Genomic DNA, 23028 nt, shown 5'->3' with positions numbered 1-23028 from the left:
GCTGCGATAAAATTGCAGATATTAGAACAGGAGAGAAATAGAGTTGGAGTTTACACATCTTCACGTCCATACAGAATACAGTCTGCTGGATGGTTCCAATAAGATAAAAGAATATGTAGCCCGTGTCAAAGAACTTGGCATGGACAGTGCGGCGATCACAGATCATGGAGTTATGTATGGTGTGATTGATTTTTATCGTGCAGCAAGAGCCGAGGGAATCAATCCGATTCTGGGATGTGAGGTTTATGTAGCCCCCGGCTCCCGATTTGACCGTGAAGCAGGAAGCGGCGAAGACAGATATTACCACCTGGTTCTTCTGGCAGAAAATAATCAGGGGTATGCCAACCTGATGAAGATAGTATCAAAGGGTTTCACAGAAGGTTTCTATTATAAACCTCGAGTAGACCTTGCGGTATTAAAAGAGTACCATGAGGGAATTATCGCATTAAGTGCCTGTCTGGCAGGTGAGGTTGCCAGATATCTTCAGAGAGGCATGTATGAGGATGCAAAGGCAGCAGCTCTTCGTTATCAGGATATTTTTGGAAAAGGCAATTTCTTCCTGGAATTACAGGATCATGGAATTCCTGCGCAGAGACTGGTAAATCAGGAACTTCTCCGTATGCACGAAGAAACAGGGATTGACCTTGTGGCAACCAATGATGTGCATTATACAAGGGCGGAGGATGCTGATCCTCATGATATTCTTCTCTGTCTGCAGACAAACAAGAAACTGGCAGACGAGGACAGAATGCGTTATGAGGGCGGCCAGTATTATGTGAAATCCCCGGAAGAAATGGCAGAACTTTTCCCATATGCTTTGGAGGCCCTGGAGAATACTCATAAGATTGCACAGAGATGTCATGTTGAGATTGAATTTGGCGTGACTAAGCTTCCAAGATTCGATGTGCCGGATGGTCTTACATCCTGGGAATATCTGAACAAGCTATGCTTCGAGGGACTGGAGGAACGTTATCAGCCGGTTACAGAGGAATTAAAAGCTCGTCTGAATTACGAATTATCTACTATAAAAAATATGGGCTACGTGGATTACTTCCTTATAGTATGGGATTTTATTAAATATGCCCGCGATCATGACATTATGGTAGGACCGGGACGTGGCTCTGCAGCGGGAAGTCTGGTTGCTTATACCTTGGGCATCACACAGCTTGATCCTATTCGCTATGATCTGCTCTTTGAGCGATTTCTGAATCCGGAACGAGTATCTATGCCTGATATTGACGTTGACTTCTGCTTCGAAAGAAGGCAGGAGGTTATTGAATATGTCCGCCGTAAATATGGGGATGATTGTGTGGTTCAGATCGTTACTTTTGGTACGCTGGCAGCCCGTGGTGTGATCCGGGATGTGGGCCGTGTACTGGATATGCCTTATGCACAGGTGGATTCCATTGCGAAAATGATCCCGCAGGAATTAAATATTACTATAGATAAAGCCCTTACTATGAACCCTGAGCTGAAAAAAGCATATGAAGAGCAGGATGAAATTCATTATCTGATCGATATGGCAAGACGTCTGGAGGGACTTCCAAGACATACTTCCATGCATGCAGCCGGTGTGGTTATCAGTCAGAAAGATGTTTCTGAATATGTACCGCTTTCCAGAGCGTCGGATGGTTCCATTGTCACACAGTTTACCATGACAACACTGGAAGAATTGGGACTTTTGAAAATGGACTTCCTGGGACTTCGTACCCTGACTGTGATCCAGAATGCAGTAAAGCTGATCCAGAAGGATGCAGGAGTGACTCTGGACATGCAGAAAATCAATTATGATGATAAAAAGGTTTTGGATTCCCTCGGCACCGGTCGTTCTGATGGTGTATTTCAGCTTGAAAGTGCGGGAATGAAAAACTTCATGAAGGAACTGAAGCCTCAGAGCCTGGAAGATGTGATCGCAGGAATTTCTCTTTACCGTCCGGGTCCCATGGATTTTATCCCTCAGTATATCCGGGGCAAAAACCGTCCGGATACCATCCGTTACGACTGCCCTCAGCTGGAGCCAATCCTGAAGCCTACTTATGGGTGTATTGTCTATCAGGAACAGGTTATGCAGATCGTTCGTAACCTGGCAGGTTATACTCTGGGCCGAAGCGACCTGGTGCGCCGTGCAATGTCCAAAAAGAAGGCCTCTGTCATGGAAAAGGAGCGCCAGAACTTTGTTTACGGAAATGAAGCAGAGGGAGTTCCAGGCTGTATTGCAAATGGAATTGATGAGGCAACGGCAAATAAAATCTATGATGAAATGATTGATTTTGCCAAATATGCCTTTAATAAGTCCCATGCAGCAGCCTATGCAGTTGTTTCCTACCAGACAGCCTATCTGAAGTACTATTATCCTGTAGAATTTATGGCTGCACTTATGACATCGGTTATTGATTTTCCCAATAAGGTTGCAGAATATATTTTGGTCTGCAGACAGATGGGGATTAAGATCCTGCCGCCGGATGTGAACTGTGGAATGTACGGATTCTCTGTAGATAATGGTGCGATCCGATATGGTCTGTCCGCTATAAAGAGTGTGGGACGTCCGGTTATTGAAAGCTTGGTAAGAGAGAGGGAAGAGAACGGACAATATCGTTCCCTGAAGGATTTTATGGAACGAAACTCTCCGCAGATGAATAAGCGAGCAGTAGAAAACTTTATCAAAGCAGGTGCGCTGGATTGCCTGGATGGTAACCGCCGCCAGAAAATGCTGGTTTATCAGAAGATTTCAGACAGTATCAGTCAGGATAAGAAGAATTCACTGGCAGGCCAGATGAGCCTTTTTGATCTGGTAAGCGAGGAGGACAAGAAAGAATTTGAAATCCGTATGCCCGATGTGGAGGAATTCGGAAAAGAGGAACTTCTGGGATATGAGAAGGAAGTTCTGGGAATCTACCTCAGTGGTCATCCTCTGGAAAATTACCGGGAAATGATGGAGAAAACCATTTCTGCGAAAACCTCGGATTTTCAGCAGGATGAAGAAACAAATCTTCCGAAAGTCATGGATGGTCAGAAAGTAATTATCGGTGGAATGATTACGGATAAAACCATCAAATATACAAAGAATAATAAGGTTATGGCATTCCTCACAGTGGAGGATCTGGTAGGAACAGTGGAGGTAGTTGTGTTTCCCAGAGATTATGAGAAAAGTCAGCAGTTCCTGAATGAAGAAGGCAGAGTATTTATTCAGGGCAGAGTATCTGCAGAGGACGATCGCGCCAGTAAACTGATCCTTGAAAAAATCCGTCCCTTTGACAATATGCCAAGGGAAATCTGGATACAGTTTGACAATAAAGAAAGCTACACACAGCAATCTCAGGAATTGCTTGCAGACCTCAGACGTTCACCGGGTGACAGTGCTGTTGTGATCTACCTGAAAGACGTAAAGGCCATAAAGAAGCTTCCGGTTGGATATCATGCACAAATTCAGGACTCATGGCTGAACTATATGTACGAAAAATATGGTAAAACCAATGTTAAAGTTGTAGAAAGAGGATTGAAAAACTTATAGAAATGCGCTAAACTATACCCGAATATGTGTATAGTAAAAATGAGATAGATTCAGAAGATGGAGGAAGAAAAGATGGCAGAAAACAAGATAAAAACCATTGGTGTCCTTACCAGCGGTGGTGACGCACCTGGAATGAATGCTGCAATTCGTGCAGTTGTCAGAAGAGGTTTAAGCAATGGATTAAATGTAAAAGGTATTCTGAAAGGATACAATGGTCTGTTAAACGAAGAGATTATTGACATGAGCGCAAAAGATGTATCTGATACAATCGAGCGTGGAGGTACAATCCTTTATACAGCACGTTGTGCAGAATTCCGTACAGAAGAAGGCCAGAAACGTGGAGCAGAGATCTGCAGAAAACATGGAATTGACGGACTTGTTGTCATCGGTGGTGACGGATCCTTCGCAGGTGCTCAGAAGCTTGCGAATCTCGGAATCAATACAATCGGTCTTCCTGGAACAATCGACCTTGACATTGCATGTACAGAATATACCATCGGATTTGATACAGCTGTAAACACAGCAATGGAAGCAATTGATAAAGTACGTGATACTTCCACTTCTCATGAGAGATGCAGTATCATCGAGGTTATGGGACGTGGTGCAGGATATATTGCTCTGTGGTGCGGTATTGCCAACGGTGCTGAGGACGTTCTGGTTCCTGAGAAATATGACTATGATGAGCAGAAGCTGATCAATAACATTATCGAGAGTCGTAAGAAAGGCAAAAAGCATCACATCATCATCAATGCAGAAGGTATCGGTCATTCTGAAGCAATGGCAAAACGTATCGAAGCTGCCACAGGTATCGAAACACGTGCTACAATCCTTGGACACATGCAGCGTGGTGGAAGCCCGACATGTAAAGACCGTGTATATGCATCTATGATGGGTGCTCTGGCTGTAGACCTTCTTATTGCAGGCAAGACATGCCGCGTTGTCGGATATCGTCACGGTGAATTCGTAGACTTCGATATCAATGAAGCACTTGCTATGCAGAAGGGTATCTCTGACTATCAGTGGGAAGTATGCCAGTCACTTTCTCATAACTATGATAAAAACAACAAATAACAAATGAATAAAAAGATGCAGTTATATAACAGACTGCATAAATTAAATACTGCTCAGATAATTACCCTCGGTTTTGCGGGAGTGATTATCTTAGGGGGATTACTTCTGTGGCTGCCGTTTTGTACGGCACCCGGATACCACACATCTTTTACAGATGCCATGTTTACTGCAACCACAAGTATATGTGTAACAGGGCTTGTGACAGTTGTTACGGCAACTCACTGGACTCTGGCAGGCAAGCTTATTATTCTTGTCCTGATCCAGATCGGAGGTGTGGGACTGATTTCCCTGGGCAGTATTATTTTTATAAGTCTGAGAAAGAAAATATCGCTGAGGAACCGGCGTGTTATCCAGGAGTCCTATAATATGGACAGAATGGGTGGAATGGTCAGGCTGGTGAAGAAAGTTCTGATCTGTGTGTTTGGAGCAGAAGGAATCGGTGCAGTGTGTTATGCAGTTCGATTTATTCCGCAGTTCGGTCTGGCAAAAGGTCTGGGATACTCTGTTTTTACGGCAGTATCTGCATTCTGTAATGCTGGTATTGATCTGCTGGGAGAGGATAGCCTGGCTCAGTATGTTGCTGATCCGATCGTAAACTTTACAAGTGTAGGATTGATCATTATGTCAGGTCTTGGGTTTGTGGTCTGGTGGGATATCTGGGATAAGATCAAACGAGTCATCAGAGGGAAACTTCCTGTGGGACGTGTGTTTAAAAATCTCCGTCTTCACAGTAAGATCGTGTTGATGATGACGCTGATACTTGTTGTGGGCGGTACAGTACTGATCTTTCTGTTTGATCATGGAAATCCTGAAAGTATCGGGACATATTCGCCGGGAACGAAGTGGATGGCATCTTTGTTCCAGTCAGTTACCACAAGAACAGCCGGATTTTTCACTGTAAGCCAGGAGAGATTTTCCAATGCAACTTATATGCTGTGCCTGATATTGATGTTGATCGGCGGTTCCCCTATGGGAACAGCAGGTGGAATTAAGACAACAACAGTTGCGGTCCTTCTGCTGAGTCTGAAATCCAATCTTCAGGGAAAACGGGATGTGGAAGTACACCACAGGAGAATCAGAGACAGCTATATCCGTTCTGCCATCGTAGTGACAGGTATGGTACTTACAGTACTTATTCTCATGAGTATGCTGTTGTGTGCAGCCATGCCGGAAGCACCTGTAGAAGATGTTGTTTATGAAATTACATCTGCGGTTGCAACGGTAGGACTTAGCAGAGGGCTGACACCCTGCCTGAATACAGCAGGCAAATGGATCGTGATCCTGACTATGTATCTGGGAAGAATCGGTCCGCTGACTCTGGGAACTGCAGTGACTGTACGTGTACAGAAAATGCCGGCAGATTCACATCTGGCAGAAGAAGATATTATGATTGGATAGTAACGGTTTGGCAGTCAGGCGGATATTCGCAGAGGATAACGAATACATGTTCAGAAAGAGAAATGAGGAAGAAAATGAAGAACAAATCTTATGCAGTGATCGGTCTTGGGCAGTTCGGGATGACGGTAGCCCTTACTCTGGCAGAGGCGAACTGCGATGTACTTGCCATTGACGATAAAGATGATAATGTGCAGGATATCGCAGAGAAAGTTTCCTATGCTGTCAAGGCAGATGTGCGTGATCCGGGAATTTTGGAATCGCTTGGAGTTCAGAACGTAGATGTTGCGGTCATCGCAGTAGCCGAGAATATGGAGGCCAGTATTACAGCAACGATGCAGGTGAAAGAACTTGGAGTTCCTTTTGTCATGGCGAAGGCAATGAATCCTCTTCATGGCAGGATACTGGAGAAAATAGGGGCAGATAAGGTGATTTATCCTGAACATTCCATGGGTATCAGAGTTGCAAGAAATCTTCTCTCCAGTGGATTTGTCGATATGTTTGAGCTTTCTTCTGATTTCAGTATGGCAGAATTTAAGATCCCGCGGGAATGGATAGGAAAAACACTTCGGGAGCTGAAGGTCAGGGAAAAGTATAACATCAATCTGATCGGTCTGAAGCATGGCGATAAGATGAATATGAATGTGGCGCCGGATGAAGTGTTTCCGGCAGACTGCACAGTTGTTGCAGCAGGAGCAAACAGTGACCTGAATAAGGTTTCGGAAAATTGAGGATAAGATATGATCACCAGTGTAAATAACGGACAGGTAAAAAATATCATACAGCTGAACCAGAAAACAAAAGCCCGCAGAGAACAAGGGCTTTTTGTTGCAGAAGGAAGAAAAATGTTCGGCGAAGCACCTAGGGATTGGATTTCGAAGGTGTATGTATCAGAAGCTCTCAGCGGTGATGCAGAACTGATGGCTCAGGTGGAGAAACTTCCATATGAAATAGTAACAGATTCTGTTTTTCGACAGATGAGCGATACGCAGACGCCGCAGGGAATTATGACAGTGCTTAAGAAACCTTCCTATATAATGGAAGATATTCTCGGCGGGAAAAATCCGCTGGTTATGATCCTGGAAGACCTGCAGGATCCGGGAAATGCGGGAACTATTCTCCGTACAGGAGAAGGCGCCGGAGTAAGCGGAGTTCTTCTGACAAAGACCTGCGTGGATATCACAAACCCGAAGGTTATACGATCAACCATGGGTTCTGTCTACAGAATGCCTTTCCTATATGTGGAAAGTGTGGTATCATTAGCACAGGAACTGAAAGACAGAAATATCCGCACATTTGCAGCGCATCTGCATGGTAAGAACTCTTATGATCAGGAATCCTACACAGGAGGAACTGCTTTCCTGATCGGCAATGAGGGAAAAGGACTGACAGATGAAGCGGCAGACAGTGCTGATTGTCTGATACGGATTCCTATGTGTGGAAAAGTAGAATCTCTGAATGCTGCCATGGCATCCGGAATTCTCATGTATGAAGCTGCTCGTCAGAGACGATAGCAGACGAAAGGAGGAGTTTCATGCAGCCTTTGATCTGGCTTGGGATTCTTGCGTTATTGCTGGTTGTAGAGGCAATTACGGCAGGACTGACCACCATCTGGTTTGCCGGCGGCGCACTGGTCGCTGCTATTGCATGTTATGCAGGAGCGAACCTCACTGTACAGATATTGCTGTTTCTGTGTGTTTCATTGGTACTTCTCATCTTTACCAGACCACTGGCAATGAAGTACTTCAACAAAGAAACCATACAGACCAATGCAAACAGTCTGATTGGAAAGAAAGCAGTTGTGATTCAGGAGATTGACAATCTGGCGCAGACAGGCCAGGTTCGTATCAATGACATTGAATGGACTGCACGTTCTGCTGATGACGAAAAAATCGGCGAAGGCACCGTTGTAACGATCGAAGAGATCCGAGGTGTGAAACTTATCGTAAAACAGAATAAGGAGGATTAGTTATGGGCGTGGTTTTTCTGATAGTTATTATCGTTATTGCGGTATGGGTCCTTGCATCCTGCGTCCGCATTGTACCACAGGCATATGCAGTAATCCTGGAACGTCTGGGAGCTTATCAGGCGACCTGGAGTACAGGAATTCACTTCAAGGTTCCGTTTATTGAACGAGTAGCCAGAAAGGTAAATCTGAAGGAACAGGTAGTGGATTTTCCACCGCAGCCGGTTATCACAAAGGATAACGTAACCATGCAGATCGATACTGTCGTATTCTTTCAGATTACAGATCCGAAGCTTTATACTTACGGTGTGGAGAATCCGATCATGGCAATCGAGAATCTGTCCGCAACAACCTTAAGAAATATTATCGGTGACATGGAACTGGATGAGACACTTACATCACGTGAGACGATCAATACCAAGATGAGAGCTTCTCTTGATGAAGCTACTGATCCATGGGGAATCAAGGTCAATCGTGTGGAACTGAAGAACATTATTCCTCCGGCAGCTATCCAGGATGCAATGGAGAAACAGATGAAAGCTGAGCGTGAACGTCGTGAAGCAATCCTGATCGCAGAAGGTCAGAAGAAATCTACGATCCTTGTTGCAGAAGGTAAGAAACAATCCGCAATTCTGGATGCAGAAGCTGAGAAACAGGCAGCAATCCTCCGCGCAGAGGCTCAGAAAGAGCGTATGATCAAGGAGGCAGAAGGACAGGCTGAGGCAGTTCTGAAAGTTCAGAATGCCAATGCAGAGGGTATCCGCATGATCAGAGAGGCAGGAGCAGATGAGGCAGTTCTGACACTGAAGAGTCTGGAAGCATTTGCCAGGGCAGCAGACGGTAAGGCAACCAAGATCATCATTCCGTCGGATATTCAGGGAATTGCAGGTCTGGCAAGTTCGCTGAAAGAGATCGTCACTGATCCGAAAGCGGAGACAGACAAATAACAAAAGAGAATAAATGACATCGGGGAGAGAATTATTATGAACTTAAAAGGAAGAAACTTTCTGACACTGAAAGACTTTACACCGGAGGAGATCACATATCTTATTGATTTATCCGCAGAACTTAAAGCAAAGAAGAAAGCCGGCGAGCTTCACGAATATTACAGAGGCAAAAATATTGCACTTATTTTTGAAAAAACAAGTACAAGAACCCGCTGCTCTTTTGAGGTAGCTGCCCATGATCTTGGAATGGGAAGCACATACTTGGATCCGACAGGTTCTCAGATCGGTAAGAAAGAAAGCATTGCAGATACAGCAAGAGTTCTGGGAAGAATGTATGATGGTATCGAATATCGTGGATTTGGTCAGGAAGTCGTAGAAGAGCTTGCAAAACATGCAGGTGTTCCGGTATGGAATGGCCTTACGAACGAATATCATCCGACACAGATGATCGCTGATATGCTGACAATCCGTGAGCATTTCGGAGATTTAAAAGGACGTAAGCTTGTATACATGGGTGATGCCCGTTACAATATGGGTAATTCCCTGATGATTGCCTGCACAAAACTTGGCATGCATTTCGTAGCCTGCACAACTAAGAAATATTTCCCGAATGCAGAGTTAGTTGCTCAGTGCGAGGAATATGCAAAAGCATCCGGCGGAAGCATCACTCTGACAGAGGATGTTCAGGAAGGAACAAAGGATGCAGACGTTATCTATACAGACGTATGGGTATCCATGGGTGAGCCGGATGAGGTATGGACAGAGAGAATCCATGATCTGACACCTTATAAAGTAACAAAGGACGTTATGAAGAACGCGGGAGAGAAAGCAATCTTCCTTCACTGTCTGCCTGCATTCCATGACCTTAAGACAAAGATCGGCAAGGAAATGGGCGAGAGATTCAATCTGACAGACATGGAAGTAACAGACGAAGTATTTGAATCTGAGCAGTCCAAAGTATTTGATGAGGCAGAGAACCGTATGCATACCATCAAAGCTGTTATGGTAGCAACATTAGGAGAGCCGGAGAACAAATAATGGCACATCTGTATAATGAAGAAACAATTTCACAGGCGATAGACACAAAATGGGCGGGCAAAACCGTCCATTTTGCAAAAGAAACAGATTCTACCAATTCATGGATCAAGCGTCTGGCAAAAGATGGTGCAGAGCATGGAACTCTGGCAGTTGCGGAATTTCAGTCTGCGGGAAGAGGGCGTTTTGACAGAAGATGGGAAGCGCCGGAGGGCAGCTCTATTATGATGACACTGCTCTTACGTCCGGAATTTTCACCGCAGTATGCGTCTATGCTGACACTGGTTATGGGAATGGCAGTGGCACAGGCAGCAGAGGAACTGGGGTTTAACGTAAGTATTAAATGGCCCAATGATATTGTGATCTCTAAGAAGAAAATCTGTGGTATCCTGACCGAGATGGGAACAAATGGTGTGAAGATCAATTATGTTCTCATCGGAGTAGGAATCAATGTAAACCTGAAAGAATTTCCGGAAGAAATGCAGGACAAAGCGACTTCACTGATTCTGGAGGGCGGTCATGAATATGACAGAAATCAGGTGATTGCACTGGTGATGAAATATTTCGAGATCAACTATGAGAAATTTATCCAGACCTGTGATTTTACTCATCTGCTGGATGATTATCACAGAATCCTTGCAAATCTGAACCAGCCGGTCAGAGTGATCGATGGTGACAGAAGTTTCGAAGGAATCTGCAGGGGGATTGATGAAAAAGGTGAACTGCTTGTGGAAAGGCAGAATAAAGAAGTTGTGAAAGTCAGCGCAGGAGAGGTTTCGGTGCGTGGACTTTACAGCTATGTATAAAGATTCTGAATAATTTCGAAAGAGGGAAACAGTAATTTATGTATCAGGACAACATTACTCTCTGCGGCGCAAGCGCCTATGAGAAGAAATTTTATTTTAATCAGGATTTCAATGCACTTCCGGATCATGTGAAGAAAGAACTTCAGATCATGTGTGTTCTTTACACAGAGGATGTAGGAGGAATCCTGACTCTGGAATTTGACGAAAACGGCAGACTTCAGTTTAAAACAGAAGCTCTGGAAGCAGATGCCCGCTACGATGAGATCGGAAGCGGACTGAAGATCAAACAGCTTCAGCAGGACAAGAAAGAACTTCTGGAATCTCTGGAAATGTATTATAAAGTATTCTTTCTCGGAGACATCCCGGAAGAAGAACTGAAGAAAACATCGGGCAGTGAGGACTGAATCCATGCGGACAAGGAATGAGCCGGTACGGGCAAGAGAACCATTCATGGAGATGCAGTGGAAAATAGGAAACGTACAGATTGATAATCCGTTTGTTCTTGCACCAATGGCAGGTGTCACAGACCTGCCATTTCGAACGCTCTGTAAAGAGCAGGGGGCCGGACTGATCTGTATGGAAATGATCAGTGCAAAAGCGATTTCTTTTCACAATAAGAACACCATTGCCCTGATGGAGATTGATCCATGTGAGCACCCGGTTTCCATGCAGCTTTTTGGCAGTGAACCGGATCTTATGGCAGAGGTTGCGAAATCCATTGAGGACAGAGATTTCGATATCCTGGACATCAATATGGGATGCCCTGTGCCGAAGGTTGTCAATAACGGTGAGGGATCTGCATTATTGAAGAACCCGAATCTGATTGAAGAGATCGTTCGAAAAGTATCATCTGCGATCAGTAAACCGTTGACTGTCAAGGTGCGAATCGGATTTGAGAATGAACCGGTAGATATTGTTGAGATCGCGAAACGTATTGAGGATGCGGGAGCAGCAGCACTTGCAGTGCATGGGCGCACCAGACAGCAGTACTATTCCGGCACTGCAGACTGGGATACGATCCGCAGGGTAAAAGAAGCGATTACCATTCCTGTAATTGGAAACGGAGATGTAGATTCTCCGCTGAAAGCAGAAGCACTGGTAAAACAGACCGGATGTGATGCTGTTATGGTGGGACGTGCAGTAAGGGGAAATCCCTGGTTGTTCCGCGAACTGAACCATTATTTCCGGACAGGGGAACTGTTGGAACGTCCGTCTGTAGAGGAAATACGTGAAATGATCCTGCGTCATGCCAGAAAACAGATTGAATTAAAAGGGGAGTTCGTAGGAATCCGTGAGATGCGTAAACACGTTGCCTGGTATACTGCAGGTATGCGTCACAGCGCAGGGCTCAGAAGAGAGTCAAACACCATAGAAAGTTATGAAGCTCTGGAGGCGCTTTTATCAAGATTATAATAAAAGTTAAAACAATGTGAAATGAGAAATATAAACAATAGCAAAGGCGCTCGGAATGCTTGACAATCCGGGTGCTTTTTTGTATAATACAGAAATTGTGAATATCCTAGAATAAGTCTGCCCTTTTTCAGGTATGATGTATCAGGAAGCACATAAATCCATGTAGTGATCCGGGGCGAAAAGAAACGCAGAAGACTATACCGGATGTTGAAAGGGAGTAAGGTTATTATGGAAGAAAAGAAAAACTTACTAACTTATGCAGGACTTAAAAAATTAGAAGAAGAGCTGCATGATTTAAAGGTAGTAAAGAGAAAAGAAGTAGCAGAGAAAATTAAGGAAGCCAGAGAACAGGGCGACTTATCTGAGAATGCGGAATACGATGCAGCGAAAGACGAACAGAGAGACATTGAAGCACGTATCGAAGAAATCGAGAAGATCTTAAAGAATGCTGAAGTTGTTGTAGAGGACGAAGTAGATCTGGACAAGATCAGCGTTGGATGTAAGGTTAAAGTACACGATTTTGAATTCGAAGAAGACATCGAGCTGAAGATCGTAGGTTCCACAGAGGCTAACAGCCTTGAAGGCAAAATCTCCAACGAATCTCCCGTAGGAAAAGCACTTATCGGTGCGCATACAGGCGATGTAGTAGAAGTAGAGATGCCGGCAGGAATCATGAAATACAAAGTTCTGGAGATTCAGAGAAACGTATAAGAGACAGATGACTGAGGTGCGCGTAGAGATTTATCATGCAAAGGCATAACGCGCACCTTTCTCTGACTATATAAGCAGATAATAAGAAGACAATAAGAAGTTTGTTATTTCTTATTTTTGTCTGTATATCTGATAAATTGATATTTGAAAATACAGGATTCTGTTGAATGGAATTTTCTGTTACATCTGATATCACATGGAAATGTAGAATAAATGTAACTATTCAGTAGTCTACTATCCCGCGAGGTGTTTTGGCACGTAAGTACCAAAATCCCGAGACATACAAGCCAAAATGCCATCACCGCAGGTGATTTTTAATGCATTTTGGCTCGTAACTGTGAAGGTACTGAACAGTTATGAACAAATAATAATTATACAAGTATATAAGGAGGAACCAAGGTGGCACAGCAGAAGCAGGAACAGGATTTAAACCAGTTACTGAAGGTACGTCGCGATAAACTGGCAGATCTTCAGGCTAATGGAAAAGACCCATTTCAGATCACAAAGTTTAACCAGACTCATCACTCAATGGAAGTGAAGAGTCTTTATGAAGCACATGAGGCAGAACTTCTCAAAGATCGTGCAGAAGTAGATGTAACAGGTCTTGATGAAGAACAGGCAAAGGAAGCTGTTAAGAAAGATTACGAAGAGAGAAGAGAAATCATGGACGCAAGCCCGATCCACGTAGCGATCGCAGGCCGTATGATGTTCAAGAGAGTTATGGGTAAGGCTTCTTTCTGCAATATCCAGGATTTACAGGGAAATATTCAGGTATATGTAGCAAGAGATGCGATCGGAGCAGATTCTTATGCAGATTTTAAGAAATCCGATATCGGTGATATCTTCGGACTGGAAGGTTTTGCATTCAGAACAAGAACAGGTGAGATTTCTATCCATGCAGAAAGCATGACTCTTCTTTCCAAGAGCTTACAGATTCTTCCTGAGAAATTCCATGGACTGACAGATACAGATATGCGTTATCGTCAGAGATATGTAGACCTTATCATGAATCAGGACAGCAAGAACGTATTTATCAAACGTTCCCAGATTCTGAAAGAAATCCGTAACTTCCTTGCAGACCGTGACTTCATGGAAGTGGAAACTCCGATGCTGGTTGCAAATGCAGGCGGTGCTGCAGCAAGACCGTTTGAAACTCATTATAATGCACTGAACGAAGATGTTAAGCTTCGTATTTCTCTTGAACTTTATCTGAAGAGACTGATCGTTGGTGGTCTTGAGAGAGTTTATGAGATCGGACGTGTATTCCGTAATGAAGGTGTAGATACCCGTCATAATCCGGAGTTTACTCTGATGGAGCTTTATCAGGCATATACAGATTATGAAGGCATGATGGAACTGACTGAGTCTATGTTCCGTTATCTGGCAGAGAAGGTTTGTGGTTCTGCGAAGATTTCCTACAATGGTATCGAGATCGACCTCAGCAAACCTTTTGAACGTCTGACCATGAATGATGCGATCAAGAAATATGCAGGAATTGACTTTGATGAAGTTGCAGATGATGAAGCAGCTAAGAAGCTTGCAGATGAGCATCATATTGAATATGAAGAACGTCATAAGAAGGGTGATATCATCAACCTGTTTTTCGAGGAATACTGTGAAAAAGAACTGATCCAGCCAACATTTATCATGGATCATCCGATCGAGATTTCTCCGCTGACAAAGAAGAAACCTTCTGATCCGAATAAGGTAGAGCGTTTCGAGCTGTTCATTAATACATGGGAAATGTGTAACGCATATTCCGAGCTCAATGACCCGATTGACCAGAGAGAGCGTTTCAAAGCACAGGATGCTCTTGCTGACGCAGGAGATGAGGAAGCAAACCACACAGATGAAGACTTCCTGAATGCACTGGAGATTGGTATGCCGCCTACAGGTGGTATCGGATACGGAATCGACCGTCTGGTTATGCTGCTTACAGACAGCCAGGCAATCCGTGACGTACTGCTGTTCCCGACAATGAAGTCCCAGGGCGCTGCTAAGAACGAAGCAAACAACGTTGCGCAGGCTAAAACGGTTTCAGAAAAGCCCGTTGAGAAGATCGATTTTTCAAAGGTAGAAATCGAACCATTGTTCAAAGATGAGGTAGATTTTGAGACTTTCAGCAAGTCCGATTTCCGTGCAGTAAAGGTAAAAGAGTGTGTCGCAGTGCCGAAGTCAAAGAAACTTTTACAGTTTACTCTGGATGATGGAACAGGCGTAGAACGTACCATTTTAAGCGGTATTCACGCATTCTACGAACCAGAAGAACTGGTAGGTAAGACACTTATAGCTATCACAAATCTGCCACCTAGAGCAATGATGGGAATTGAATCTTGTGGAATGTTACTTAGTGCAATCCATGAGGAAGAGGGCGAAGAAAAACTTCATCTTCTGATGGTAGATGACCATATTCCGGCTGGTGCAAAATTATATTAATATCAGGACACTTCGCTTTTAGTGAAATACTAAAGGCGGAGTGTTATTTATGTTATAGGAAATTACTCTGTAATGTTCCTATAACATAAATAACACTCCGGGCAGGATCGCACTGCGATGGAGAGTAATGATACTGCTGCAGGTATGCCATATATGGCATATATAAGGCACAAAAAGGAATATGTCAATATCCCCCCGCAGGGCTTACTGATGTCAGAATTGTCTGATATCATAAAAGCCAGTTACCAATAAAGAAAAAGCGAGGGAACATGAAATGAAAAAGGGTTTATTGACAATGGCCGGAGTGCTTCTGACTGTATCACTGGTCAGTGCCGGAACAACAGTGCCTGTACTGGCAGAGGAAGAAACAACACTGGTATACGGAAGCGGAGATTATACCAGGATCAATCCTGCTATGGATGAACATGGAGAGATCAATATTCTGATCTTCAACGGTTTAACTGCACATGACGGAGATAATCAGGTAGTTCCGGGACTGGCAGAGAGCTGGGATTTTGATGATGAAACCAATACTTATACATTCCATATGGCAGAAGATGCCAAGTGGCAGGACGGCGAACCTGTGACAGCAGAGGATGTTAAATTTACTATTGAAGCGATCATGGATCCGGAAAACGGTTCTGAGAATGCACCCAACTACGAGGACGTAGAAGAGATCAATGTTATTGATGATCATACGGTTGCGTTCAAGCTTGAGGACAAAAACGTTGCATTCCTTGACTATATGACAATGGCGGTTCTTCCTAAGCATCTGCTTGAGGGAGAAGATATGCAGACTTCTGACTTCTTCCGTAATCCGGTAGGAACAGGTCCATACAAGATTGAATCCTGGGATGAGGGACAGGTGATCACCCTGGTTAAGAACGAAGACTATTTTAAGGGTGAGCCTTCCATTGATAAAGTTGTATTCAAGATCGTACCGGATGACAATGCGAAAGCACTTCAGTTAAAATCCGGAGAACTTGATATGGCATTATTAACACCAAAGGATGCGGCGACTTTTGCAGATGATGATGCATATACATGCTATGATATGAAGACTTCTGACTATCGTGGAATCATGTTTAACTTTGGAAATGAATACTGGCAGAAAAACCGTGATCTGATCCCGGCAGTATGCTATGGACTTGACCGCCAGGCAATCATCGACGCAGTTATCCTGGGACAGGGAATGCCGGCTTATGGTCCTCTTCAGAGAAATATCTATAATTATGAAGATGTAGAGCATTATGATTACAATCCTGAAAAAGCAAAAGAAATTCTGGAAGCTGCAGGATGCGAGATGGGTGATGACGGATTCTATTATCGTGACGGCGAAAAAGTGGGATTTGTAATCAGCGTAAGTGCAGGAGATCAGGTACGTATTGATATGGCTCAGATCGCAGCACAGGAACTGAAAGAGATTGGCATGGATGTATCAGTAGAGATCCCTGCACAGACAGACTGGGCAGGACAGATGGCATTCCTGATCGGATGGGGAAGCCCATTTGACGCTGACGACCATACATACAAAGTATTCGGAACAGATAAGGGAGCAAACTACTCCGGCTACTCTAATGCAGACGTTGACAAGTATCTGAAAGAAGCAAGACAGTCAGCTGATCCGGAAGTTCGTGCAGAAGCCTATGCTAATTTCCAGAAAGCTCTGGCAGAGGATCCGGCTTATGCAATGATCTGCTATATTGATGCCAACTATGTTGCTGACAGCAATATTAAAGGAATCGATCCTGATACAATTATGGGACATCATGGAGTTGGAATCTTCTGGAATGTAGCAGACTGGACTATTGAATAATAAAATGATATCAGGGTCAAAAGGTCAAAAAGCCATTCATGCTTGCGCCATAAGACCTTTGACTCTAACATCATAAAAAAGATAAAGGTTGTGACGGGGGCACTAAAGGTGCCCCCTTTTTACACGAGCGGAAAAAGGATTAAAAATGGAACATTTATTAGAGGTTAAAAATCTTTCAGTCAGCATTAACGGTCCTGCCGGAGAAGTCCAGGCAGTAAGAGATGTGTCTTTTTCATTAAAAAAGGGAGAGGTGCTGGCTATAGTTGGAGAATCCGGATGCGGGAAGAGTGTGCTTTGCAAAAGTATCATGAAGCTTTTGCCGCCAAGTGCAAAGATTAAAGAGGGAAGCATCTGTGTGAACGGACAGGATATCACCTGTTACAGGGAAAAGGAGATGCAGAAACTGCGTGGAAGAGTTTTTTCCATGATCTTTCAAGATCCTATGACATCCCTGAATCCAACTATTAAAATCGGAAAACAGATTGGGGAAGCAGTGGTGATCCACAATAAGAATTACACGAAGGAACAGGTAAATAAGAAGGTTCTGGAACTTATGGAACTGGTAGGTATCTCCCATCCAAAGGAACGATATCATCAGTATCCCTGGCAGTTCTCCGGAGGAATGCGTCAGAGATGTGTTATGGCCATTGCTCTGGCAGCAGATCCGGATATTTTATTTGCAGATGAACCAACTACTGCATTGGATGTGACCATACAGGCACAGATCCTGGATCTTCTGCGGGAAATACAGATGAAGCTTGGAACAGCTACCATACTGGTATCCCATGATCTGGGAGTGGTTGCACGTGTGGCAGACAGAGTAGCAGTCATGTATGCAGGCAAGATCGTAGAGATCGGTACAGCAGAGGAAGTGTATTATGATCCCAGACATCCATATACATGGGGGCTGATGAGATCACTGCCTGCATTTGCAAATGGAAAAGAAAGCTTGTACACTATCCCCGGCATGCCTCCTACTTTGATAGATCCGCCGAAAGGTGATGCTTTTGCATGTCGAAATGAATATGCCCTGAATATTGATTATGAAGAAATGCCGCCGATGTTTAAGATAACAGATACTCATTATGCGGCAACCTGGCTGTTGGATCCAAGAGCACCGCAGATCAAATCACCTATGGGAGGAACAGCGCATGAGTAAAGAAGTTTTATTGGATGTCAGGCATCTGGCTCAGCAGTTTCATCTGACAAAAAAGATCAAGGTAAAGGCTGTAGATGATGTCTCATTTCAGATCCATAAAGGTGAGATCTTTGGTCTGGTAGGGGAATCCGGTTCAGGAAAGTCCACAGTTGCCAGATGTCTGATGAATATATATCAGCCGGCTCAGGGAGAAATCTGGTATAAAGATGTAAATATCTGCGACAAAAAGGAATTCAAAAAGCATAAAAAAATGCTGCAGACCCGCCGCCAGATGATATTTCAGGATTCCGCATCCAGTCTGAACCAGAAAATGAAGGTGTCAGATATTATTGCGGAACCAATGAGAATCCAGCATATCACACCTCCGAGAGGAAGCTTTGTGAAGGAAGCTGCTTTTCAGATGGAATATGTAGGACTTGAGAACAGTTTCCTGGACCGTTATCCATCTGAATTATCAGGGGGACAGAGACAGCGAGTGGCCATAGCCAGATCTCTGTGTATGGAACCGGAATTTCTGGTGGCTGATGAACCGATAGCTTCCCTGGATGTGTCCATACAGGCACAGATCGTCAATCTGTTCCGTCATCTGCAGGAGGAGCATGGATTTACATTTCTGTTTATAGCTCATGACCTGGCTATGGTTGAGTATCTCTGTGACCGTGTGGGAGTTATGTATCATGGAAAACTGGTAGAACTGGCGCCATCAGAAGAATTGTATTCCAATCCGGTGCATCCTTATACAAAAACATTGCTGTCTGCAATTCCTGTTCCTGACCCGATCAGGGAGAGAAAAAGAGTTCTGCAGTACTATGATGGCGAAGGAATGGAAAACAGCGTGTGGACAGAAGTGTCACCCGGACATTTTGCAATGCTTCCGGCTGAAGGAAAGGGGTGCAGTATATAATGAGACAAAAAAAGTTAGTCTACTATGGTAAAAAATGCCTGATATTCCTGATCTCAGTATTTATATTGTCTGTAGCTGTATTTTATGTAGCCCGTCTTGCACCGGGAGATCCGCTGATCTCCTATTATGGTGACCGTACAGAGAAGATGAGTCCGGAAGAACGTGAATGGGCTATGGGAAAACTGGGATTGAACGAACCGATTTCTGTGCAGTATGTGAAGTGGGTAAAAAATGCCTTTCATGGAGAATTTGGAATTTCATTTAAATATAAACAGGATGTGGTAGAAGTGATCGGCGGCCGTATTGGCAATACACTTGTACTTGGAGGAATCGGATTTATCATTATGTTTGCCGGAGCCCTGCTCCTGGGAATCCTGTGTGCCTGGTACGAAAACCGGCTGGCAGACCGGATCCTGTGTAAGCTGGGAACCATATCCAGTTGTATTCCTGAGTTTTGGATGGCTCTGGTCCTGATCCTTGTTTTTTCCGTAAATCTTAAGATCCTGCCAAGCAGTGGAGCTTACAGTACAGGAAATGCAGGAGATATCGGTGACAGAGTGCTGCATCTGATCATGCCTCTGACCATCGTGGTCATGGAGCATTTATGGTATTATGCTTACATGATCCGAAATAAGATCCTTGAAGAGGTTCGCGCAGATTATGTACTTTTGGCAAAGGCAAAAGGCCTGGATAAGAAAAAGCTTATGTTCAGACATTGTGTCCGAAATGTAATGCCTGCTTATCTGAGTATTATGGCCATTGCAGTCCCCCATGTACTTGGAGGAACCTATGTGGTAGAAAGTGTATTCTCTTATCCCGGAATCGGAGCTCTGTCCTATGAGAGTGCCAGATATCATGATTACAATCTGCTGATGCTGCTTTGTATGATGTCAGGAATCCTGGTTATTTTCTGTAATATCGTCAGTCAGACTATTAATGAACAGATAGATCCCCGTATGAAGGATGAAGTAATAACCGAGAAATCGGAGGTAGTAGAAGGATGACCAATCATTTATTTGAACTGGCAGGAAACAGAAAGACAGAAACCGTAATTCCCAAATCAAAGAAAAAGTGGTATCAGGGAAAACCCGTTGTTTCAGCAGTAATCCTGATTCTTATCGTACTGGGCTGTCTGTGTGCGGAACTGATCATGACAAAGGATCCTACTTATATGGATCTGTTAAACTATAATAAAGCTCCTGACAGGGAGTTCCTTTTTGGAACAGATACTATGGGAAGGGATATTTTTTCCATGATCTGGTATGGAGGAAGGATCTCGATCCTGATTGGTGGATTAGCCACTGTTATTTCTACTTTTATTGCAGTGGTAGTCGGCGCCTTCAGTGGTGTGGCACCTGGGTGGCTGGATGAACTGATCATGAGATTTACAGAGATATTTTTAAGTATACCAACTCTGCTTCTGATCATTTTGCTGCAGGCTATTATGGGAGATGCAAATATCCTGAGTCTGTCCTTTGTGATCGGTGTGACCAGCTGGACCAGTATTGCGAAAGTAGTACGCACAGAGGTACGGCAGATACGAAACAGTGAGTATATCATCGCTGCAAGATGTATGGGAGCAGGATTTTTCCGTATTTTGTGGAAGCATCTGGTGCCGAACTTTTTCTCATCCATTATGTTTATGGTAGTTATGAACGTAAGAACTGCAATGATCTCTGAGGCTACTTTAAGTTTTATGGGTATTGGACTTCCGATAGAGGTTATCACATGGGGAAGTATGCTGTCTCTGTCAGATAAGGCATTAATGACAGGTTCCTGGTGGATCATTCTGATCCCGGGACTTTTCCTGATCACCACAGTGCTCTGCCTGACCAATATAGGAAATGCCTGCAGAGAGCAGACAAACAGAAAAGAAAGTAACTTTTAAAATTTGATTGAAATCTCGCTGTCTTGTTGCTGATTTGTCTGATTTATGATATTATGAAAATATCTTAAAAAATCTAAAAAACAAGGCAGGAGTGGTCAAAATGTATCAGGAAGAATACAAACGTTGGTTGGCAGCAGATCTGCAGGATGCGGATCTTAATCCGGAATTATCCAAAATCGAAGGAAACGATGAAGAGATCAAAGATCGTTTCGCAGTAGCGCTGAAATTTGGAACAGCCGGACTTCGCGGAGTACTTGGAGCCGGAACCAACCGTATGAATATTTATGTAGTTCGCCAGGCAACACAGGGACTTGCGAACTGGGTAAAAACACAGGGCGGTAATCAGACAGTAGCCATCAGCTATGACAGCCGTCTTAAGAGTGATGTATTTGCAAAAACAGCAGCAGGCGTACTGGCGGCAAATGATATCAATGTCAGAATTTATGACGCACTGATGCCTGTACCTGCACTTTCCTTTGCAACACGTTACTATGAATGCAATGCAGGTATTATGGTAACAGCATCCCACAACCCGGCTAAGTACAACGGATACAAAGCATATGGTCCTGACGGATGCCAGATGACAGACGATGCAGCTGCCATTGTATATGAAGAGATCCAGAAAACAGACGTACTTACAGGTGCGAAATATATGTCCTTCGCAGAAGGCGTAGAACAGGGAAAAATCCGTTTTGTAGGAGATGACTGCAAGCAGGCTCTCTATGAAGCTATCGAATCCCGTCAGGTTCGTCCGGGTCTCTGCAAGACAGCAGGACTGAAACTGGTTTACAGCCCGTTAAACGGATCAGGACTTGTACCTGTAACTCAGGTATTAAAAGATATCGGAATCACAGATATCACAATCGTTCCGGAACAGGAATATCCGAACGGATACTTCACAACCTGCAGCTATCCGAACCCGGAAATCTTTGCAGCTCTGGAACTTGGATTAAATCTCGCAAAAGAAACAGGTGCAGACTTAATGCTTGCAACTGACCCGGATGCAGACCGCGTTGGTATTGCAATGAAATGCCCGGATGGTTCCTATGAACTGGTAACAGGTAATGAGGTAGGTGTACTCCTTCTTGATTATATCTGTGCAGGCCGCATTGAAAAAGGCACAATGCCAAAGAATCCGGTAGCAGTGAAATCCATTGTTTCCACACCACTTGCAGATGCAGTGGCAGAGCACTATGGAGTAGAACTCAGAAGCGTACTTACAGGATTCAAGTGGATCGGCGATCAGATCGCACAGCTTGAAGCAGCAGATGAAGTAGACAGATTTATCTTCGGATTTGAAGAGAGCTACGGATACCTTGCAGGACCATATGTACGTGACAAGGATGCTGTTATCGGATCTATGCTGATCTGTGAAATGGCTGCATATTACAGAAGCATCGGAAGTTCCCTGAAACAGAGAATGGAAGAGATCTATGCACAGTACGGACGTTACCTGAACAAAGTAGACAGCTTCGAATTCCCGGGATTAAGCGGAATGGATAAGATGTCAGCTCTGATGCAGGGACTTCGTGACAAACCTCTCACAGAGATCGCAGGTCATACTATAGTAAAAGTAACAGATTACCAGAAACCGGAAGAAACAGGACTTCCTGCAGCAAACGTACTGATCTACAAGCTGGATAACGGCGAGACAGTAGTTGTCCGCCCATCCGGAACAGAACCAAAGATCAAGATCTATTACACAACTCTCGGCAAGAACCTGGAAGAGGCAGAAGCTGAGAAAGAGAAGCTTGCAGAAGCATTAAAACCGATCATGGCATAAGCAATTGTAAGCAGAACTGAATAAAATATACTAAACCGGAAAGGCTGTGCTCATTGGAGGTGCAGTCTTTCTTTTTGTAACCCGCAGGGGCCTTACTGTTACTGTGAACAGTAACGACTTACTTGATTCGGTTAAATAGGATTGATATAATTAACACTCTTTGCTACAATAAAAAACAGCGAAAATA

The 23028-nt window shown here is 44.0% G+C and carries 19 protein-coding genes; all 19 read left to right on the top strand.

Annotation, left to right across the window (positions count from 1 at the left end):
- Positions 1–43: 43 nt before the first annotated feature.
- The 19 genes from AC075J_RS16760 (at position 44) to AC075J_RS16670 (ending at position 22841) form a co-directional block, all read left to right on the top strand.
- Entirely contained in the window at positions 44–3511 is a 3468-nt protein-coding gene (locus tag AC075J_RS16760; RefSeq protein WP_055060113.1) for a DNA polymerase III subunit alpha, read from the top strand.
- A 72-nt stretch (positions 3512–3583) separates the two neighbouring features.
- Positions 3584–4582, top strand: coding sequence for a 6-phosphofructokinase (pfkA, locus tag AC075J_RS16755; RefSeq protein ID WP_020993323.1), 999 nt, complete (start codon positions 3584–3586; stop codon positions 4580–4582).
- A gap of 3 nt (positions 4583–4585) precedes the next feature.
- Positions 4586–5980 carry a TrkH family potassium uptake protein gene (locus tag AC075J_RS16750; protein WP_070100676.1) on the top strand — a complete coding sequence of 465 codons (1395 nt, stop codon included), beginning with the start codon at positions 4586–4588 and terminating at the stop codon, positions 5978–5980.
- Between the two features lie 74 nt (positions 5981–6054).
- Positions 6055–6708 carry a potassium channel family protein gene (locus tag AC075J_RS16745; RefSeq protein WP_055060112.1) on the top strand — a complete coding sequence of 218 codons (654 nt, stop codon included), beginning with the start codon at positions 6055–6057 and terminating at the stop codon, positions 6706–6708.
- Positions 6709–6717: 9 nt separating this feature from the next.
- Positions 6718–7491, top strand: a complete 774-nt coding sequence (locus AC075J_RS16740; RefSeq protein WP_025579019.1) for a TrmH family RNA methyltransferase — start codon at positions 6718–6720, stop codon at positions 7489–7491.
- A gap of 20 nt (positions 7492–7511) precedes the next feature.
- Complete coding sequence (locus AC075J_RS16735; RefSeq protein WP_008707795.1) at positions 7512–7946, top strand: NfeD family protein; 435 nt, start codon at positions 7512–7514, stop codon at positions 7944–7946.
- A gap of 2 nt (positions 7947–7948) precedes the next feature.
- Positions 7949–8890, top strand: coding sequence for an SPFH domain-containing protein (locus tag AC075J_RS16730; protein WP_008707794.1), 942 nt, complete (start codon positions 7949–7951; stop codon positions 8888–8890).
- Positions 8891–8926: 36 nt separating this feature from the next.
- Positions 8927–9928 carry an ornithine carbamoyltransferase gene (gene argF, locus AC075J_RS16725; protein ID WP_008707793.1) on the top strand — a complete coding sequence of 334 codons (1002 nt, stop codon included), beginning with the start codon at positions 8927–8929 and terminating at the stop codon, positions 9926–9928.
- Positions 9928–10731 carry a biotin--[acetyl-CoA-carboxylase] ligase gene (locus tag AC075J_RS16720; protein ID WP_055058296.1) on the top strand — a complete coding sequence of 268 codons (804 nt, stop codon included), beginning with the start codon at positions 9928–9930 and terminating at the stop codon, positions 10729–10731. The genes argF and AC075J_RS16720 overlap by 1 nt, the downstream gene beginning before the upstream one ends.
- A 38-nt stretch (positions 10732–10769) precedes the next feature.
- On the top strand, positions 10770–11135 hold the full coding sequence (locus AC075J_RS16715; protein WP_008707791.1) for a DUF6145 family protein: 366 nt from the start codon (positions 10770–10772) through the stop codon (positions 11133–11135).
- Between the two features lie 52 nt (positions 11136–11187).
- Positions 11188–12144: a tRNA dihydrouridine synthase DusB gene (dusB, locus tag AC075J_RS16710; protein WP_055053599.1), complete on the top strand. Its 957-nt coding sequence runs from the start codon at positions 11188–11190 to the stop codon at positions 12142–12144.
- A gap of 228 nt (positions 12145–12372) precedes the next feature.
- The gene (gene greA, locus AC075J_RS16705; protein WP_008707789.1) at positions 12373–12855 is read left to right on the top strand and encodes a transcription elongation factor GreA; all 483 of its coding nucleotides are present in this window, start codon (positions 12373–12375) and stop codon (positions 12853–12855) included.
- A 399-nt stretch (positions 12856–13254) separates the two neighbouring features.
- Positions 13255–15291, top strand: coding sequence for a lysine--tRNA ligase (gene lysS, locus AC075J_RS16700; RefSeq protein ID WP_008707788.1), 2037 nt, complete (start codon positions 13255–13257; stop codon positions 15289–15291).
- A gap of 274 nt (positions 15292–15565) precedes the next feature.
- Positions 15566–17107, top strand: a complete 1542-nt coding sequence (locus tag AC075J_RS16695; protein WP_118569712.1) for an ABC transporter substrate-binding protein — start codon at positions 15566–15568, stop codon at positions 17105–17107.
- 145 nt (positions 17108–17252) lie between these two features.
- Positions 17253–18266 (top strand): ABC transporter ATP-binding protein, encoded by a 1014-nt coding sequence (locus tag AC075J_RS16690; RefSeq protein WP_118569711.1) that lies wholly within the window; start codon positions 17253–17255, stop codon positions 18264–18266.
- On the top strand, positions 18259–19170 hold the full coding sequence (locus AC075J_RS16685; protein WP_118569710.1) for an ATP-binding cassette domain-containing protein: 912 nt from the start codon (positions 18259–18261) through the stop codon (positions 19168–19170). The genes AC075J_RS16690 and AC075J_RS16685 overlap by 8 nt, the downstream gene beginning before the upstream one ends.
- Positions 19170–20174 carry an ABC transporter permease gene (locus AC075J_RS16680; RefSeq protein ID WP_008707781.1) on the top strand — a complete coding sequence of 335 codons (1005 nt, stop codon included), beginning with the start codon at positions 19170–19172 and terminating at the stop codon, positions 20172–20174. Before AC075J_RS16685 ends, AC075J_RS16680 begins: the two co-directional genes overlap by 1 nt.
- Positions 20171–21058, top strand: a complete 888-nt coding sequence (locus tag AC075J_RS16675; protein WP_055060108.1) for an ABC transporter permease — start codon at positions 20171–20173, stop codon at positions 21056–21058. The genes AC075J_RS16680 and AC075J_RS16675 overlap by 4 nt, the downstream gene beginning before the upstream one ends.
- Positions 21059–21158: 100 nt before the next feature.
- A complete protein-coding gene (locus tag AC075J_RS16670; RefSeq protein ID WP_008707777.1) occupies positions 21159–22841 on the top strand; it encodes a phospho-sugar mutase in 1683 nt (560 codons plus the stop codon).
- Positions 22842–23028: the final 187 nt, after the last annotated feature.

It is taken from the genome of Blautia sp. ZXY-1-C6 (genome assembly GCF_056339875.1).
Note: the sequence above shows the minus strand (reverse complement) of the source record. Positions and strands in the feature narration are given on the sequence as shown.

What these genes read in the sequence shown, in the direction of transcription:
- AC075J_RS16715 (WP_008707791.1), top strand. Translation starts at nt 10,770, where the DNA reads ATGTATCAGGACAACATTACTCTCTGCGGCGCAAGCGCCTATGAGAAG.
- AC075J_RS16750 (WP_070100676.1), top strand. Translation starts at nt 4,586, where the DNA reads ATGAATAAAAAGATGCAGTTATATAACAGACTGCATAAATTAAATACT.
- argF (WP_008707793.1), top strand. Translation starts at nt 8,927, where the DNA reads ATGAACTTAAAAGGAAGAAACTTTCTGACACTGAAAGACTTTACACCG.
- AC075J_RS16680 (WP_008707781.1), top strand. Translation starts at nt 19,170, where the DNA reads ATGAGACAAAAAAAGTTAGTCTACTATGGTAAAAAATGCCTGATATTC.
- dusB (WP_055053599.1), top strand. Translation starts at nt 11,188, where the DNA reads ATGCAGTGGAAAATAGGAAACGTACAGATTGATAATCCGTTTGTTCTT.
- AC075J_RS16685 (WP_118569710.1), top strand. Translation starts at nt 18,259, where the DNA reads ATGAGTAAAGAAGTTTTATTGGATGTCAGGCATCTGGCTCAGCAGTTT.
- AC075J_RS16675 (WP_055060108.1), top strand. Translation starts at nt 20,171, where the DNA reads ATGACCAATCATTTATTTGAACTGGCAGGAAACAGAAAGACAGAAACC.
- AC075J_RS16735 (WP_008707795.1), top strand. Translation starts at nt 7,512, where the DNA reads ATGCAGCCTTTGATCTGGCTTGGGATTCTTGCGTTATTGCTGGTTGTA.
- greA (WP_008707789.1), top strand. Translation starts at nt 12,373, where the DNA reads ATGGAAGAAAAGAAAAACTTACTAACTTATGCAGGACTTAAAAAATTA.
- AC075J_RS16745 (WP_055060112.1), top strand. Translation starts at nt 6,055, where the DNA reads ATGAAGAACAAATCTTATGCAGTGATCGGTCTTGGGCAGTTCGGGATG.
- AC075J_RS16670 (WP_008707777.1), top strand. Translation starts at nt 21,159, where the DNA reads ATGTATCAGGAAGAATACAAACGTTGGTTGGCAGCAGATCTGCAGGAT.
- AC075J_RS16730 (WP_008707794.1), top strand. Translation starts at nt 7,949, where the DNA reads ATGGGCGTGGTTTTTCTGATAGTTATTATCGTTATTGCGGTATGGGTC.
- AC075J_RS16695 (WP_118569712.1), top strand. Translation starts at nt 15,566, where the DNA reads ATGAAAAAGGGTTTATTGACAATGGCCGGAGTGCTTCTGACTGTATCA.
- AC075J_RS16740 (WP_025579019.1), top strand. Translation starts at nt 6,718, where the DNA reads ATGATCACCAGTGTAAATAACGGACAGGTAAAAAATATCATACAGCTG.
- pfkA (WP_020993323.1), top strand. Translation starts at nt 3,584, where the DNA reads ATGGCAGAAAACAAGATAAAAACCATTGGTGTCCTTACCAGCGGTGGT.
- AC075J_RS16690 (WP_118569711.1), top strand. Translation starts at nt 17,253, where the DNA reads ATGGAACATTTATTAGAGGTTAAAAATCTTTCAGTCAGCATTAACGGT.
- AC075J_RS16720 (WP_055058296.1), top strand. Translation starts at nt 9,928, where the DNA reads ATGGCACATCTGTATAATGAAGAAACAATTTCACAGGCGATAGACACA.